The sequence below is a fragment of the Flexithrix dorotheae DSM 6795 genome (assembly GCF_000379765.1).
In the GTDB taxonomy this organism is placed as follows: Bacteria; Bacteroidota; Bacteroidia; order Cytophagales; family Flammeovirgaceae; genus Flexithrix; species Flexithrix dorotheae.
In genome coordinates this window covers 338,731-354,043 of sequence record NZ_KB903454.1, presented here as the reverse complement: position 1 = coordinate 354,043, position 15,313 = coordinate 338,731, and the positions used below count along the sequence as shown (strand labels likewise).

The window sequence follows — 15,313 nt, the reverse complement described above, 5'->3', positions numbered from 1 at the left end:
CTTTTTCAACTCTCAGTTGGTGTAAAATCTTTAAGGCTTTATGCAAATGATTTTAATTCATCCGGTGTGATTTTTCCTTCATAAATGGCCTTGCCTACCACTGTACCAAATAAATTGGCTTTATCTAAATCTCTAATGTCCTGGGCATTGCTAATTCCTCCACTGGCAATCACTTTCAGTGATGGAAATTTTTCCTGAATTTCGACATATAAATCAATTGAAGGACCGGTCAGCATGCCATCTTTGGCAATGTCAGTACATAAAATATACTCAATTCCTTTTTTGGTATATGCATCCAGAAACTCAAAAATGCTAATAGAGGTTGTTTCCTGCCAGCCACTTATAGCCACTTGTTTGTTTTTAACATCTGCTGCCAGAATGATTTTATCACTTCCGTAATTGGCAATCCAATCTTCGAATAAGGCCCTTTTCTTGATAGCCACACTTCCGCAGGTAACCATTTTTGCCCCGGCATCAAATACTTTATCCAGATCCTCAGAGGATTGAATACCCCCTCCAAAGTCCACTATCAAATTTGTCTCCCTGGTAATATTTCGGAGCACCTGATCATTGACTACCTTTTTCACTTTCGCTCCGTCAAGATCAACTAAATGCAGCCTTTTTATTCCTAAATCTTCAAATTCTTTCGCCACTTCCACGGGATTATCCCTATAGGTCGTTTGCTGTGCATAATCTCCTTGCTTTAATCGCACACACTTTCCACCGATTAAATCAATGGCTGGTATAACTTCAATCATAAAATGCTATTTGAAATGAGTTGGTTAATTTAGGACAAAAATATCATTTAGAATCCTGACTTTAAACTTTTATCAGGACATATTGCCAATAACTTTTTTTGAGGAATTGAAAGAATATTAAAAGCCTTAAATGTAAATCATTGGGAAAAATAAATTTTATTCAGGCTGAAATTTTTGAACAAAAGCGACTCCGTCAGCATTTTCGTCCTCCGGTTTTAAAAGCCTTAATGGGTAATATTCCCCTTTCGACCATTTGTAAATCAAATCAGAATAGTGATAACTTCCGGGATTGCCCGATTGTCCACCCGGGTAAACTCCCCAGCCATGTACTCCGCTTTTATCCAGTTCTACGATGATTCGCCAGGATGGACCATGTTTTTCACTTGTGGCATTTATAATATTGTGGTTTCCTCCATTGGGAATATTTGGTACACTGAACGGAGCTAAGCGGGCCAAATGCTGGGCTGTGGTACTTTTAAAATTCGCCCAAAATACTTTTTCCTCCCCATTTTCTTCCTTAACTTTTTTTACCCGTTCTGCCATTTGAGAAAATGATATTTTTATAAGGTCAGCCGCAGTTTCTTTTCGATCAGTATTTTCAATATCAAATAATTTGAAATCAGGCTTTTCCTTTAGCAGTTTCACAGTAGTAAACGGATCGGGCCATTCTAGTTCTACCTTGGCATTTTTAAACTCGTCCCAAATAGTGGAATACAGAATATCCTGCCAGATTTCATAAAAAGTAGGCCCTTTTACAAATGGATCATTAATGTAATTCCACTCAGAAAGCACCTTGTAAATTTCCAGTTCATTGGGTTTTAAAACAGATTCATCAATTTGCTGAAGCATATACGGCAAGGCTTCTTTAGCCCTCAGATTGAGGTTGTCATTTTGCATGACCATCATATCCTTTGCAGTAATTTGATCCATAGAGTCGAGTATCTCATTAATTCTCCTGTTCCTGTAATACTCATAACCATCTGCAAATACATAGTAGGGATAGGATTGATCTACCGGATGCTGATTGGCTGAACTGACAAAGTTTCGATCCGGATTTAAAGCAAAAACATTATGTTCTGCCGGGATAAATTTTTGCCAGCCATTTGCCGATTTTGTGCCATCCATCAGGTATTTCCCCTGGTTGGGAAATTTGACCGGAAATTTCCCCTGAATCACCATGGCAATATCGCCTGAGGTGGAAGCAAATACAAAATTCTGGGCCGGGCAATGGTAAAATTTTAAAGCCTCCCGATAATCATTATAATTTTGAGCTCTATTCAATAAATAAAATGCTTTGGCTTCTTTCGATTTATCGTGAGCCACCCATCTTAAGGCGTAATTACTTTTCCCGGAACCTGGTCGAAAACTATCATCATACATTACCGGCCCCCATTTGGTTTGGTAAATCGTATCATAAAAAGAAGAAGTCCCTCTTTGTTTGATTTCTTCAATGGTCATTTCACTTTTTACCCATTCCCCATCCAGTTTGTATTCGGTTTTGGAATCATCCTTAAATTCTATTTTATACCAATCGACTACATCTCTAAGTGCATTGGTGACACTCCAGGCTACATGGTCATTAAATCCTATGATGACATTCGGAGAACCGGGCAGGGAGGCGCCATATACATTTATTCCCGGAGCAGTGAGCTGAACCACATACCAGATAGAAGGGAGATTTAACCCCAAATGTGGGTCACCACATAAAAGGGGATTTCCCGATTGGGTTTTGGCTCCGGCAACTGCCCAATTGTTACTTCCAATATCAGCGGGTTGTTTTTCAATAAGTGGTCTGTCAATCAATTCATTCGCAATGCTAAAAGGAGTGGATGGCGTATCAATGGCAACTTTTTCAAAATTCCATTCAGTGGTTCCATTTACAATTGGATCCTGTTCGGGATGCATTTCAGGAAAAAGGATATCAAAGGTGGCTTTATCAAACATTTGAATGCCATTCGTATATTCTAAATCGCTATTCCTAAAACTCAGGTTATTGGCCATATACTTTAAAAGCAGACCACACTTCACCGGTGACCATAATTCAGGCTCATAATCCAGTAATTTATATTCTATGGGCAAATCTTCATATTCCAGGGAATTGATATAAGCGTTTATTCCCTCCGAATAAGCTTGTACTACTTTGCTTAGTTCAGGATCGGCCATCATTTCCTTTTCAGAGTTTTGCGCTGCCATTACCATCCCTTTTCTTCGGTTTTCTCTATCCAGATTAATGGCTGCGGGGCCAACCAGTTCACTAATTCTTCCGGCTGCAGCCATGGTTTGGAAATCCATTTGCCAAAGCCTGAAATTAGCGGTCACATAACCCTGTAAAAAGTATAAATCGTCTTCATTTTCGGCAAAAATATGAGGAATCCATTGTTCATTGAAAATTACACTGGCCCCATCTTTTAAGCCTTTTACATCCAACTCCGTCTCGGGTATAAAATCTTCTGCTTCAGCATTTTGCCAAAAGCCATGGAAAGGGTCAAGAAATTTTCCCACAGGAGGAACCACACTGATTTTAGTGTTGAGTGCGATAATGAGGGATACGGTAAAGGTAAGTGATATAATAAACTTCAAAAGCTTCATAAAACCAATTAATAGGAATATTACTTTAGGTGATTTAAACTTGTTGTTTGAAAACAAAAATGGATAGATTAAGGAACTCAGACATTAGAAAAATCTGGACGATGCTAACATCTGGTAGCCATACAAATGCTAAATTTTTCTGCGACCTGAGGCGCTAAACCTGCCAACCGCTTTGTGACAATTTACAATCAAAAAATAAAGTTTGATTCACCTCTTTAAATCAAGCCCTTAAATTATAAATTAATGCTGGAAAAAATTACAGGTTGGAGGTATAATTAATTCCAGAGGTTTTTAAAAAGGGTTTAAAATTTCTGAATTCAACTTCCATCTATCCCGAAATTTTTACCTTTATCAATATATTATTTACATTTATGGAAAATATAAAATCTGCGTATTGATATTATTTACATTTGTGGAAAATATAGTTGGTTATGAAAGGAACATCACTTGGAGAATTTGAGGAGATTGTATTACTTACTGTGGGAGTTTTGTATGATGAAGCCTATGGTTTAAGCATCAAAAAAGAAGTGGAAGAAAGAGCCAGAAGAAAAGTAAATTTGAGTGCCATTCATGCGGCTCTTTACAGGCTGGAAGAAAAAGGTTTTCTGAAATCGAGAATGGGAGAGGCCACCAAAGCCAGAGGAGGAAAAAGAAAGAAATATTTCAACCTGACGAGCTTTGGCATTCAGGCTTTGGAACAAGCTAATTCCCTTCGCCAGAATTTGTGGTCTGCTATTCCGGAAATTGTTTTGAAAGGAGGTGGATCATGAAAAATCAGCCTCCTCTAATGATGCAAAAATTTCTCAGATCTTTTTGTGATGAGGAATACCTGGAAGAAATTGAAGGAGATTTATATGAAGAATTTCTGGAAAATTTTCATGTTTTAGGAAAGCGTAAAGCTGGCCTTATTTATTCCTGGACTGTAATCCGTTCCTTTCGTCCTTATCTTATTAAAAAAACTAACCCTATCCCAAAAAATAACATTGATATGATCAGAAATTATCTCATTATCGCTTACCGTAATTTTTTAAGACATAAAGGATATGCTACTATCAATCTCGTAGGTCTTTCTTTCGGAATGGCTTGTTCGCTTTTGATTTCCCTTTATTTATTGGACGAACTTCGATTTGACAGTCAGCATGAAAAGAGTGATCAAATATACAGGGTGATTGATAAGAAAATCACTGATAATGGTGAAGAAAGGCATTTGGCTGAAGTGGGTTTTAATATTTCAGGTGAAACCATCAGGAATTTTGCTGAGGTGGAAAATGCGGTGAAGTTCGTAAACTTTGGTCGTTCAAAAGTAATGGAGGAAAGTGAAGAAAATTCTTCTTATCAGGCATTCTCTTTTGCAGAACAAAGTTTCTTTGATGTATTCGATTTTCCGCTCCTGAAGGGGGATAGAAATACTGCTTTGGTAGAACCTCGTTCTGCGGTAATTACTGAAGATTTAGCCAGGTTGCTATTTGGAGATGAGGACCCGATGGGGAAATTAGTCTTAACCGACCGTGGGGAGGAAATGCAATTTAAAATTACAGGAGTTTTAGCCAATATCCCCAAAAATTCTCATTTGCAATTCCAAATTCTGTATTCCTTCAATACCCTGAAAGCCTTGCCCATGTATGAAAGGTTTGAAGGAAAAGATTGGAGTTCAAATAATTTCCTAACTTATCTTCAGGTAAAAAAAGGGATAAATATTCCTCAGTTACAGGATAAATTAAACACGTTGGTGGCGCAAAATACTGATACTGAAGAAAACCTCAAACCTGATCTTTATTTTCAACCCCTTAAAAAAATCCATTTCTATTCTTCTCATATTGAAATGGGCATGAATGAATCACCTGGGAACATCTGGTATATCTATATTTTTTCGGGAATCGGATTATTTTTAATACTCATTGCCTCCATTAATTATATGAATATGGCCACAGCAAAATCTGCCGGAAGAGCAAGGGAAATTGGGGTGAGAAAGGTAGTTGGAGCAGCCAGAATGGGGTTAATTGGCCAATTTATTACTGAGTCATTGCTAACAACTTTTATTGCCTTAACACTGGCTCTTGGTTTGGTGCAATTGCTTTTACCTTTTGCCAATTCATTTACCCAAAAGGCTTTGGCCTTAAATTTCAGTACAGATCCAATTATTCTCACAGGGATTTTTGGTGTGGCAATATTGATTGGCATCATTTCAGGGCTTTATCCTGCATTTTATCTTTCTTCTTTTCACCCTGTTCAGGTATTAAAAGGTATAAAAATAAATGCAGGCCGGGCAGTAAACCTCAGAAGAGCATTGGTGGTGTTTCAATTCACTATCTCCATTGTGATGATTGTGGCTACTTTAGTTGCGATAAAACAAATGAATTATATTCAACAGAAACCTCTTGGATTTAACAAAGAACACCTCCTAATTGTGGATATTAACACGGGAAATGTAAGAGGTGGATATGAAACTATTAAGAATGGCTATTTGGGATTGGCCACGGTCAAAAATGTTTCTGTTTCCTCAAGGATACCCGGAGAATGGAAAAACCTGGCCAGGGTAAAAGCGGCTATGGCAAATGAAAGTGGCAATCACCGGGAATTATATTTCATTGGTGCCGATGCCAATTTCCTAACCACATTTGAAGTGGAACTTTTACAGGGCCGAAATTTTAACGAGGCCAACAATTCTGACTCTGTTTCTTTAATCATCAATGAATCTGCTGCAAAATTATTAGGGGTAGTCCATCCTGATCAACAGGAAGTAATTATTAGTGCAGTGAATTATGGTGGATCAGAACAGCCCTTACAACATGGAGATTTTAAAACCAGAATTATTGGGATAGTAAAAGATTTCCACTTCCAGTCCTTGCATGAGGAAGTAAAACCTATGATTATTGCCTATCACAATAATCCGGTTCACCGAATAGATTATTTCTCGGCAAAAATCACCGGTGATAATATCACCCAGACTCTTGCCAGCATGGAAGAAATCCTTCATAAAGTTGACCCAGGGCATTTGTTCGAATATCATTTTCTGGATGAACAAATGGCTTTATTTTATGAAGCCGATTTAAGACGTGGGAAATTATTTGCTGTGGCAGCTTTTACAGCCATTTTTATAGCCTGCCTTGGCCTTTTTGCGCTTGCTTCCTTTTCTGCAGAGCAAAAAATGAAAGAGGTTGGGATCAGAAAAGTGATGGGGGCTACGGTGAATCAGATTACTTTATTGCTTACCAGAGAGTTTGCTATTCTGGTGGGAATAGCCTTTCTCATTGCCACACCACTAAGCTGGTTTCTGATGGATTGGTGGTTATCTTCCTTTGCTTATAAGATATCTTTAAATTTATTTATTTTTCTTTTGGGAGGGATCATTACTCTGACTATTGCTATTGCTACTGTTAGTTTTCAATCGATAAAAGCAGCTTATCTTAATCCTGTAGAAACTTTGCGAATCGAATAAGAATTATCTCGCCCTACAAATTGAAAAAGCCTTCTGTTTCATCAAAAACAGAAGGCTTTCCAGTAGAACCATTTAGGTCCTATTTATATTAAAACCCATAAAAACGGGTGCCTTTCAAAACTTATTTGGACTTTTTTACTTTTACAGCATTCATGCCTTTCATGCCTTGCTCAAGCTCAAAAGTTACCATATTATTTTCCTTGATTTCTTCCAAAAGACCATTAACATGCACAAAATATTTTTCTCTTGAATCAAGATCTTTAATGAAACCAAATCCTTTTTGTTCATTAAAAAACTCTACCCGACCTCTTCTGATGTGGTCATCTTCAATGTCTTCCTGTTTTGGAACTCCGATTACAATGTTTTCCGCTTTAATCTTCTTCTTCTTGGTTGGATCTGGCGGAGTTTCCACAAGATTTCCATATTCATCCACGTAAACAGTCATTTCTACGTTTTCAGCCGCTTTTCTTTCTTCTTTTCGCAGTTGCTTATCCTGCTTTTTCTTTAATCTTTTTTTCTCTTTTTCTTTTTTGCCAAATGTCTCTTTTGATTTCGCCATTCAATAAGTTTTGTTTTATGAAAAATTTTAAAATATGTTCTGTCCGAACAATTAATAGAGTCGTGGAAGGATAAAAGTTATCCACCATTGATAAAATCTGAATGTTAACTAACTCATTCCCAAAGAGATAATTTTACCACTTGGTTGATTTACTTTTGTGGCAGCAGACCGGTGAAGGATGGATTATACAATCGGGGAATTTTCGGAAAGAAATTTCACTACTCTTATACCGTAAAGGTACAAAATAATATTGTAATGACTTTTGATTTATTGGATTAATAGAAAAGAATTACCCAGAGATTAATAAAATTGGTCAACAATTCAATTAAAAGGTAATTAATAAATGAGCAATACGATTTCGTTTTTTATCCGATTATATTGTTTCGGGCTGCTTATTTCCTGCCAGCCGAATGAGAACTATTTTGATTTGTATAAAATGGTATTGGATGATTATGAGTTTCCTGAAAATTGTAAAATATTAGATGAAACTATCAATTTTACTGAACTTGATTTAAGTATTGATTTAGAGAAATTGACAGCATTAAAATTAGAAAATGATCAATTTGAATTAAAGACTTTGATAGAGCAAAAGGAAGAATCTTTCAAAAAAATAGATTCCCAATCTATGAAAAGTTTAAAATATGAATTGATTTCAGAGCATAAATTTCCAGAAATTTGGAGGAACGATAATACATTTAAAGGAGTAATAATGTTTGGTCAGCCGTTTTTTTCAATTAATGCTAAATATGCCTACATTGAATGTTTTTATAAATGTCGGGGAGATTGTGGATTTCAAGTTGGTGTAGTTTATAAAAAGGAGAAAAATGGATGGAAAAAATGGAAAGAGTTGTATTATGGAATTAGCTGATTTTTTTTAAACCTTCCATCAAAAACTTTCCTATCTCAAAAATAACAGTACTTTTCTTCTAATTGCAGGTATTTTGATTTCTCATAACAGACTTCAATTTCCGCTCATGAAATAAAGGTATTAACTTGCACAAAAAACAAAGAAGGCTAAAAAAATGAAGAAAATTGTAACATTTGGTGAGGTGATGATGAGGCTAAAGCCTCCCGGGTATGCCAAGTTTTCACAAAGCGATCACCTTGAACTGACTTTTGGTGGAGGGGAAGCGAATACAGCTGTTTCACTTGCTTATTTCGGAATGGAAGCCAAACATGTTACCCGGTTTCCCGATAACCTTATAGGCAGATCTGCAACTCAGTTTTTGAGAAGGCATTGGGTGAATACTTCTCAAGTTCAATATGGAGGGGAAGAAATGGGTATCTACTTTCTGGAAAGTGGGGCAGTACACCGATCAAGTACGGTTGTTTATGACAGAAGCCATTCTGCATTTGCCAATATGTTGCCTGATACTTTTGATTGGGAGGAAATCTTAAAAGGGGCAGACTGGTTTCACTGGACAGGTATAACTCCGGCCATTTCTGAAAATACTGCAGCAAGTTGTCTGGCTGCTATCAAGGCAGCCAATAAGTTGGGGGTAACCGTTTCAGCAGACGTTACCTACAGACAAAACCTTTGGAATTATGGGAAATCTCCTCAGGAAGTTTTACCAGCTTTAGTTGCCGGAAGTGATGTAATTATTGCCGGAAGCAGTGATTTACGACTTTTAATGGAGACTGAGGAGAATTTAAAATTCAGCCATTTAGCAAAGCTTGCGATGAAGACTTATCCCAATATTAAAAAAGTGGCGGATAAAGACAGAGAATCCTTAAATGCATCACATAATACCATTCGGGGGAAAATCTGGAATGGGAAAGAAATGCTCAAAACCCAGGTTTTTGATGTTACCCACATTATTGACAGGGTAGGGACGGGTGATGCTTATGCAGCTGGTTTAATTTATGGTTTATTACATTATCCGAATGACCAGGACGCAATCAATTTTGCTGCTGCAGCCTGTGCTTTAAAACATACTGTGGAAGGTGATGCCAATATGGTAAGTGTAGCGGATGTGGAAAGATTAGCCAGCGGAGACACTTCTGGTAAGATTAAGCGATAGAAAAGTAGAAGCCTTAGGTTAGAATATCTTTGTGATCCAGATAAAAAATATGCTAACCTCCAGCTTGAACTTCTGTTTTAAAAAACAGGTAAAGTATTTTACAATTTACTTATCTTCAATTAGGAATATGGTGAGACTTCTGGGACCGTGGGCGCCAATTACAAGTGATTGTTCTATATCAGCAGTTTTGGATGGCCCGGAAATGAAAACACCATAATCGGTGGATTCTTTGAGTACTGGGGAATCATAGGCCTGGTGCATGTTCCAAACCAAATCTGATTTTTTTAAAACAATAGCCAGGTGCTGATTGATAAAAGGTAAGGCCCTGTGAATCATTTGTTTATCAGTAATCCAGATGGCACCATTTTCAGCTACACCTAAAAGCCCTTGCACGATGGCTAAATCTACTGACTCCAATTCATGTGGATCTTTTATTTTTTGGAGGTCGAAATTTCCAATAGATAGTTGGGGTAGGGCAGAGCAGATATTTGGGCAATCAGGGTAAATTTCATTAACCGCATCCGGAATATCATTTAATGATTTTAACTCCACAATTTTAGCACTTCCTTTTTCCAATATGTCCTTAAAAAAGGCAAGGTTATCAATATCCTCCCTTGGGAAAGTTTCCATTTCCGGAAGTGGTGAAAGTGTGGGTTTATTTTTGTTAATCGCGGATAAGATTTCTTCCCTACTACTCATATTTTCTAAAGACCTTAATTTTTTAATTATAAATTTCACTTGCAACTTTACAAAAAGTTTCCATTTCTTCAAATGAATTGTAGAAATGAAAGCTAATTCTAAGTCCTTTATTTCTGGCAGCTACCTGAATTCCCTTAGCGGCAAATAACTTTTCGTGTTCCTCATTGCCTTCAATTACTACAATGCAGGAAGTGTTTTCAGGCGGGTAATTCGAAACTATTTTTACACCTTTAATTTCCTTTAATCTGGAAATTAATTTTTGATTTAAGGCAGTTATTCTATCCTGAATATTTTTAAATCCAATGGTATCTAATTCCTTCAGGGCCTGATTTAAACAAATTAATCCCGAAAAATTCTGATGGCCAATTTCAAAAGCTTTGGCCTTGAGTTTAGGATCGGTTTCTTTTTCGGCATCAATCACAACTCCCATTCCATTGTTTCCAATTACAGGAGCAGGATATTTTTCCAAAACCTGATGACTTAAATACATAAAACCTGAACCGAATCCTGCGGTTGACCATTTATAACAACTGGCAATTAGCACATCCACATGGCATTTTTCTACATCAATTTCAAAAGCAGAAAAAGACTGGGTATTGTCTAAAATGAAAAGGACTTTATGCTTTTGGCAAATTTTCCCAACGGCTTCCACATCCGCCCTGAAACCCGTATTGAATTGAATATGGCTTAAAGCCAGTATTTCTATTTGATTTTCTACAATCAGTTGCTCGATAAGTTCTGGAGAAAAAGCACCATTTTCATCTGCAGTAATATAAGTGATGTGAAAATTATTTTTCACCCATGGACTGGTCACTGAGGGAAAGTCAGATTCGAGCAACAAGACTTTTTTACTTGTTTTTTCCAGCATCCAGTTCAGGTAATTGATACCAAGAGTAAAATTGGCAATGAGGGAAATTTCTCCATTTTTCACCTTTAGCATTACTCTAAGCTGCTCTTTTAACTCTTCAAGTGCTTTGCTCCAGCTATTTCTGGCAAGCCCTCCCAGTTCTGCAAATTCCTGGAAGTATTGTTTTCCCACTTCCGCAGTGGTTTTCGACATAATGCCGCAAGTTGCAGTGTTTAGGAAAATGCCTTTTTCAAGGGCTGGGTAATTTTCCCTGATTTTGTTCCAGTCTGGTTGTTGTTTAGTCATTTGTTTATCAATGATTTAATTCTTCTTTAAGGAATTTTCCTGTATAGCCTTTTCTGCTTTTGGCAACAGTTTCGGGAGTGCCTTTGGCAATTATTTGTCCACCTAAATTTCCCCCTTCCGGACCGATATCAATAATGTGATCAGCTACCTTTATCACATCAAGGTTATGCTCAATAATGAGCACTGAATTACCTTTATCCACCAGTTTATTCAACACATTCAACAAATGTCTGATATCCTGGAAGTGTAAACCTGTAGTAGGTTCATCCAAAATATAAAGAGTCTTTCCAGTATCTTTTTTAGAAAGCTCAGTGGCAAGTTTAACCCTCTGCGCCTCCCCTCCAGAAAGGGTGGTGGCATGTTGGCCGAGAGTGATATAACCTAACCCCACACTATTAAGTGCTTTTACCCTTCTCAGTATTTTAGGTTGATTTTCAAAAAATTCAAGTGACTGTTCTACGGTCATATCCAGCACATCTGAAATGGATTTCCCTTTAAATCTCACTTCCAAAGTTTCCCTGTTATACCTTTTTCCTTTGCAGGTTTCGCAATCCACATATACATCGGGTAAAAACTCCATTTCCACCAATTTTTTACCGCCTCCTCCACAAGTTTCGCATCGGCCTCCTTTTACATTAAAAGAAAACCGACCGGGTTTATATCCTCTTATTTTAGCCTCAGGTAAATTGGCAAAAATAGCCCGGATATCAGTAAACATCCCTGTGTATGTAGCTGGGTTTGACCTTGGAGTTCTGCCTATCGGAGACTGATCTACTTCAATCACTTTGTCCAATTCTTCTAATCCTGTGATGGATTTGTAAGCCAGCGGATCTTTATTTGATTTATAAAATTTCTGCCTTAAAATTGGATATAAGGTATCATGAATTAAAGTGGATTTTCCACTTCCTGAAACTCCTGTAACGCAAATCATTTTCCCCAGGGGAATTTCCAGGGTTACATTTTTCAGGTTATTCCCTTCAGCTCCCTTCAAAACGAGTTTTTTTCCAGTACCTTCTCTTCTTTTTTCCGGAATGGCAATTTTTTCCAGACCTTTCAGATACTTTGCCGTTAATCCATTTTGGTTGATAAACTCCTGTGGGTTTCCATGGGCAATTATCCTACCTCCATGAGACCCGGCTCCGGGACCTATATCCATTACAAAATCAGATTCGAGCATCATATCTTTATCGTGCTCCACCACAATTACCGAATTACCTAAATCTCTTAAATCTTTAAGGGCCTGGATTAATTTTACATTATCCCGCTGGTGCAAACCAATGCTGGGTTCATCCAGGATATAAAGCACACCCACAAGCTGGGTTCCGATTTGAGTGGCGAGCCTGATTCGCTGGGCTTCTCCTCCGGACAGGGTTTTTAGCGGACGATTCAGGGTAAGATAATCCAACCCAACATTTAACAGGAATCCAATTCTTTTTCGGATTTCCTTTAAAACTTCTGCGCCAATTACATTTTGCCTTTCGCTTAGCCTTTTCTCAATATCCTTAAACCAGTCTCCCAGGCCAACAATATCCATGGAGGCCAGTTCTGCAATATTTCTATCAGCAATCTTAAAATACCTGGCTTCCTTTCTTAATCTTGCCCCTTCACATTCCGGACAGGTTTTAGTTGACATAAAATCCTCCAGCCATTTTTGGGTTTTGTCAGTACCTGTTTCCTGCTGTTTTTCCAGAAAATTGATGATTCCTTCAAAACTTGTATTCCACATCTGCCCTGGATATTTTACAGACTTTACAGCTACTTTTTCCTTACTTCCATAAAGTAAAATTTCAATCACTTCTTCCGGAATTTTATTCACAGGGGTAGTCAGACTTAATTTATGGTTTTTCAGAATGGCTTCCACTTTTTTAAAAATCCAGATGTCTCTGTATTCTCCAAGTGGAAGAATTGCCCCGCGACTGATGCTTATGGTATCATCCGGAATAATGGTTTCTCTGGTAATTTCCGATATTTTCCCCAAACCCTTACATTCCGGACACCAGCCATATGGAGAGTTAAAAGAAAACATATTTGGAGCGGGTTCATCATAAGAAATTCCTGTGGTAGGGCACATCAGGAATTTCGAAAAATGTCTTGTGGCATCCTTCTGGTCTGGTAATTGAATCATCATTACACCTTTTCCATGTTGCATGGCACCTTTTATGGACTGATTTAGTCTGTGCCGGTCTTCCTCTCTGATGATTAAGCGGTCGATTACAATTTCAATATCGTGAATCTTGTATCGGTCTACCTGCATTTTCGGAGTGATATCTACAATTTCTCCATCTATTCTTACTTTGGAAAACCCTATTTTTCTGATTTGTACGAAAAGCTCCCTGTAGTGCCCTTTTCTTCCTTTTACCACCGGAGCCAGTACAATCAGCTTTTGGTTTTTATATTCAGAAAGAATAATATCAATAATCTGATCTTCAGTTTGTTTGATCATCTTCTCCCCAGTGTTGTATGAATAGGCATCCCCGGCTCTGGCATACAACAATCTAAGGAAATCATATATTTCAGTTACGGTTCCAACTGTGGATCTTGGATTCCGTGAAGTGGTTTTTTGTTCTATGGAAATGACCGGACTCAGCCCTTCAATTTTATCTACATCAGGCCTTTCCATATTTCCTATAAATGACCGGGCATAGGCAGAAAAACTTTCCATATACCGCCTTTGTCCCTCTGCATAAATGGTATCAAAAGCCAGGGATGATTTTCCACTTCCGCTTATGCCGGTGATCACTACCAGCTTATTTCTGGGAAAGGAAATATCGATATTTTTGAGGTTATTTTCTCTTGCCCCAAAAATTGAAATTTGCTCTTCAATGTAAGCCTGGGAATTGTTTTCAGTTTCTATTTTTTCCTTTTGTTTGTGCACTTTATTCTCCTTTTATAAAAATATCCTGACTACCAGGGACAATTTTTTTTGATGGTTAATTTTCCTTTTAAAGAGAAATGGTAATTTTTACCATCACTTCCGGAATAAAAAATCAATAAAAAAATAGTCCTGGGACTTAGTTTGGCTTTACTGATAGTGGAATAGGTAAAATTAGGAATTGATTTAGGATTAACCCGAATTCAGTTTCAAATTTTTCCTATAAAAAAGCCCGATGATTAATCGGGCTACTAAATTAAATAACTTCAAATTTATAAATCACTAAAGCAGAAAAAAGTTTAAAACTTATCTTCTAATTCAGTCATTTTATCAAAAGCATCGGTCCGGTCCTCATCCAGTTCAAATGCCTGTTTGTAATAATCGAAAGCCTGGCGGTAATAAGCTTTTTTCTTTTTCCCATTAAGCATTCCGCTGGTTTTATCGGCTAGAGCTTCAGTAGAACGGGCAAGGGAAAAGAATTTATCAGCTTGTGCCTTTACCGCTTCTACCTGAGTGGAATCGAGGGAAACAGCCATTTTTTGTAAATCATTTTGCTGGGAATTGACTTGTTGTTCCAATTCCATAATTTCATCATTTTGCAAGTCCACAGTTTTTACAAGAGCCGTTTTTTCTTCCTCATAATTCACCAGCTTTTCTTCCAGTTGTTTTATCGTTTCATCTTTTTCTCTGATGGTTCTTTTATAAGTGGCAATTACTTTTTGATAAACCTTGTTTTGAGATTCAGATTTAATCAGGGCTTCTTCCATTGACTGTAATTCAGCATTGGTTCTGGCCATATATTGTTGAATACCCGCCAGCCGGTTTACATAGTCATCATACCTGATTCCATTTTCAAGATTAAGTAAAATTCCTGCTTCCGCCATTTCAATGGAATCCAGCAAAACACCAATTGAATCCATTTTTACATCCATTTCTGTAAGCAGGGCTTCCTGTTGAGCTTTGTCAATTTGCAAAGAATCCAATTGAGATTTTATCTTCTCGTGTTCTTTTTTAGGTACACAGGATAAAGAAAGGGTAACAATAGATAATACCAAATAGTATTTTAGTTTAATCATCTTGTATTAGTTTATTAATTTGTTAAATTACATATTCCCAGATATGGAATCAATTTTTCACCTTGTTAAATTAGTGATTTTTATTAAATGGAGAAATTTTATGCCTTTCATTTTTAATTATTCCCGCCTTAAGAAGTTGAATTGAAG

General features: G+C 37.2%; 11 protein-coding genes. 4 read left to right on the top strand and 7 right to left on the bottom strand.

Features of this window, described 5'->3' with window-relative positions; genetic code table 11:
* Positions 1-38: 38 nt before the first annotated feature.
* Positions 39-758 (bottom strand): 1-(5-phosphoribosyl)-5-[(5-phosphoribosylamino)methylideneamino]imidazole-4-carboxamide isomerase, encoded by a 720-nt coding sequence (gene hisA, locus A3EM_RS0123610; RefSeq protein WP_020530727.1) that lies wholly within the window; start codon positions 756-758, stop codon positions 39-41.
* A gap of 156 nt (positions 759-914) precedes the next feature.
* Positions 915-3,347, bottom strand: a complete 2,433-nt coding sequence (locus tag A3EM_RS43490; RefSeq protein ID WP_044239614.1) for a penicillin acylase family protein — start codon at positions 3,345-3,347, stop codon at positions 915-917.
* A 431-nt stretch (positions 3,348-3,778) separates the two neighbouring features.
* Here A3EM_RS43490 and A3EM_RS0123600 point away from each other — a divergent pair, with 431 nt between their 5' ends.
* Both A3EM_RS0123600 and A3EM_RS0123595 read left to right on the top strand, forming a co-directional pair.
* Positions 3,779-4,117, top strand: a complete 339-nt coding sequence (locus A3EM_RS0123600; RefSeq protein ID WP_020530725.1) for a PadR family transcriptional regulator — start codon at positions 3,779-3,781, stop codon at positions 4,115-4,117.
* The gene (locus tag A3EM_RS0123595; protein ID WP_020530724.1) at positions 4,114-6,786 is read left to right on the top strand and encodes an ABC transporter permease; all 2,673 of its coding nucleotides are present in this window, start codon (positions 4,114-4,116) and stop codon (positions 6,784-6,786) included. The genes A3EM_RS0123600 and A3EM_RS0123595 overlap by 4 nt, the downstream gene beginning before the upstream one ends.
* Positions 6,787-6,907: 121 nt before the next feature.
* Here the strand turns inward: A3EM_RS0123595 and A3EM_RS0123590 are convergent, their stop codons facing one another.
* Positions 6,908-7,345, bottom strand: a complete 438-nt coding sequence (locus A3EM_RS0123590) for a cold-shock protein (protein ID WP_020530723.1) — start codon at positions 7,343-7,345, stop codon at positions 6,908-6,910.
* Positions 7,346-7,781: 436 nt separating this feature from the next.
* On the opposite strand from A3EM_RS0123590, the gene A3EM_RS0123585 reads away from it, so the two are divergent.
* A complete protein-coding gene (locus A3EM_RS0123585) occupies positions 7,782-8,213 on the top strand; it encodes a hypothetical protein (RefSeq protein ID WP_020530722.1) in 432 nt (143 codons plus the stop codon).
* A gap of 154 nt (positions 8,214-8,367) precedes the next feature.
* A complete protein-coding gene (locus tag A3EM_RS0123580; RefSeq protein WP_020530721.1) occupies positions 8,368-9,366 on the top strand; it encodes a sugar kinase in 999 nt (332 codons plus the stop codon).
* A gap of 105 nt (positions 9,367-9,471) precedes the next feature.
* Here A3EM_RS0123580 and A3EM_RS0123575 read toward each other — a convergent pair whose 3' ends face one another.
* From A3EM_RS0123575 to A3EM_RS0123555, 4 genes are all read right to left on the bottom strand, one after another.
* The gene (locus tag A3EM_RS0123575) at positions 9,472-10,065 is read right to left on the bottom strand and encodes a LutC/YkgG family protein (protein WP_026210547.1); all 594 of its coding nucleotides are present in this window, start codon (positions 10,063-10,065) and stop codon (positions 9,472-9,474) included.
* Positions 10,066-10,087: 22 nt separating this feature from the next.
* Complete coding sequence (locus tag A3EM_RS0123570; RefSeq protein WP_020530719.1) at positions 10,088-11,218, bottom strand: aminotransferase class V-fold PLP-dependent enzyme; 1,131 nt, start codon at positions 11,216-11,218, stop codon at positions 10,088-10,090.
* A gap of 7 nt (positions 11,219-11,225) precedes the next feature.
* Positions 11,226-14,093 carry an excinuclease ABC subunit UvrA gene (gene uvrA / locus A3EM_RS0123565; protein WP_020530718.1) on the bottom strand — a complete coding sequence of 956 codons (2,868 nt, stop codon included), beginning with the start codon at positions 14,091-14,093 and terminating at the stop codon, positions 11,226-11,228.
* A gap of 296 nt (positions 14,094-14,389) precedes the next feature.
* On the bottom strand, positions 14,390-15,166 hold the full coding sequence (locus A3EM_RS0123555) for a coiled-coil domain-containing protein (RefSeq protein ID WP_020530717.1): 777 nt from the start codon (positions 15,164-15,166) through the stop codon (positions 14,390-14,392).
* Between the last annotated feature and the right edge of the window lie 147 nt (positions 15,167-15,313).

Excerpts from the sequence above, each read along its gene's own strand:
- hisA (WP_020530727.1), bottom strand. The coding sequence starts at position 758 with ATGATTGAAGTTATACCAGCCATTGATTTAATCGGTGGAAAGTGTGTG.
- A3EM_RS0123570 (WP_020530719.1), bottom strand. The coding sequence starts at position 11,218 with ATGACTAAACAACAACCAGACTGGAACAAAATCAGGGAAAATTACCCA.
- A3EM_RS43490 (WP_044239614.1), bottom strand. The coding sequence starts at position 3,347 with ATGAAGCTTTTGAAGTTTATTATATCACTTACCTTTACCGTATCCCTC.
- A3EM_RS0123575 (WP_026210547.1), bottom strand. The coding sequence starts at position 10,065 with ATGAGTAGTAGGGAAGAAATCTTATCCGCGATTAACAAAAATAAACCC.
- A3EM_RS0123580 (WP_020530721.1), top strand. The coding sequence starts at position 8,368 with ATGAAGAAAATTGTAACATTTGGTGAGGTGATGATGAGGCTAAAGCCT.
- A3EM_RS0123590 (WP_020530723.1), bottom strand. The coding sequence starts at position 7,345 with ATGGCGAAATCAAAAGAGACATTTGGCAAAAAAGAAAAAGAGAAAAAA.
- A3EM_RS0123600 (WP_020530725.1), top strand. The coding sequence starts at position 3,779 with ATGAAAGGAACATCACTTGGAGAATTTGAGGAGATTGTATTACTTACT.
- A3EM_RS0123595 (WP_020530724.1), top strand. The coding sequence starts at position 4,114 with ATGAAAAATCAGCCTCCTCTAATGATGCAAAAATTTCTCAGATCTTTT.
- A3EM_RS0123555 (WP_020530717.1), bottom strand. The coding sequence starts at position 15,166 with ATGATTAAACTAAAATACTATTTGGTATTATCTATTGTTACCCTTTCT.
- A3EM_RS0123585 (WP_020530722.1), top strand. The coding sequence starts at position 7,782 with ATGGTATTGGATGATTATGAGTTTCCTGAAAATTGTAAAATATTAGAT.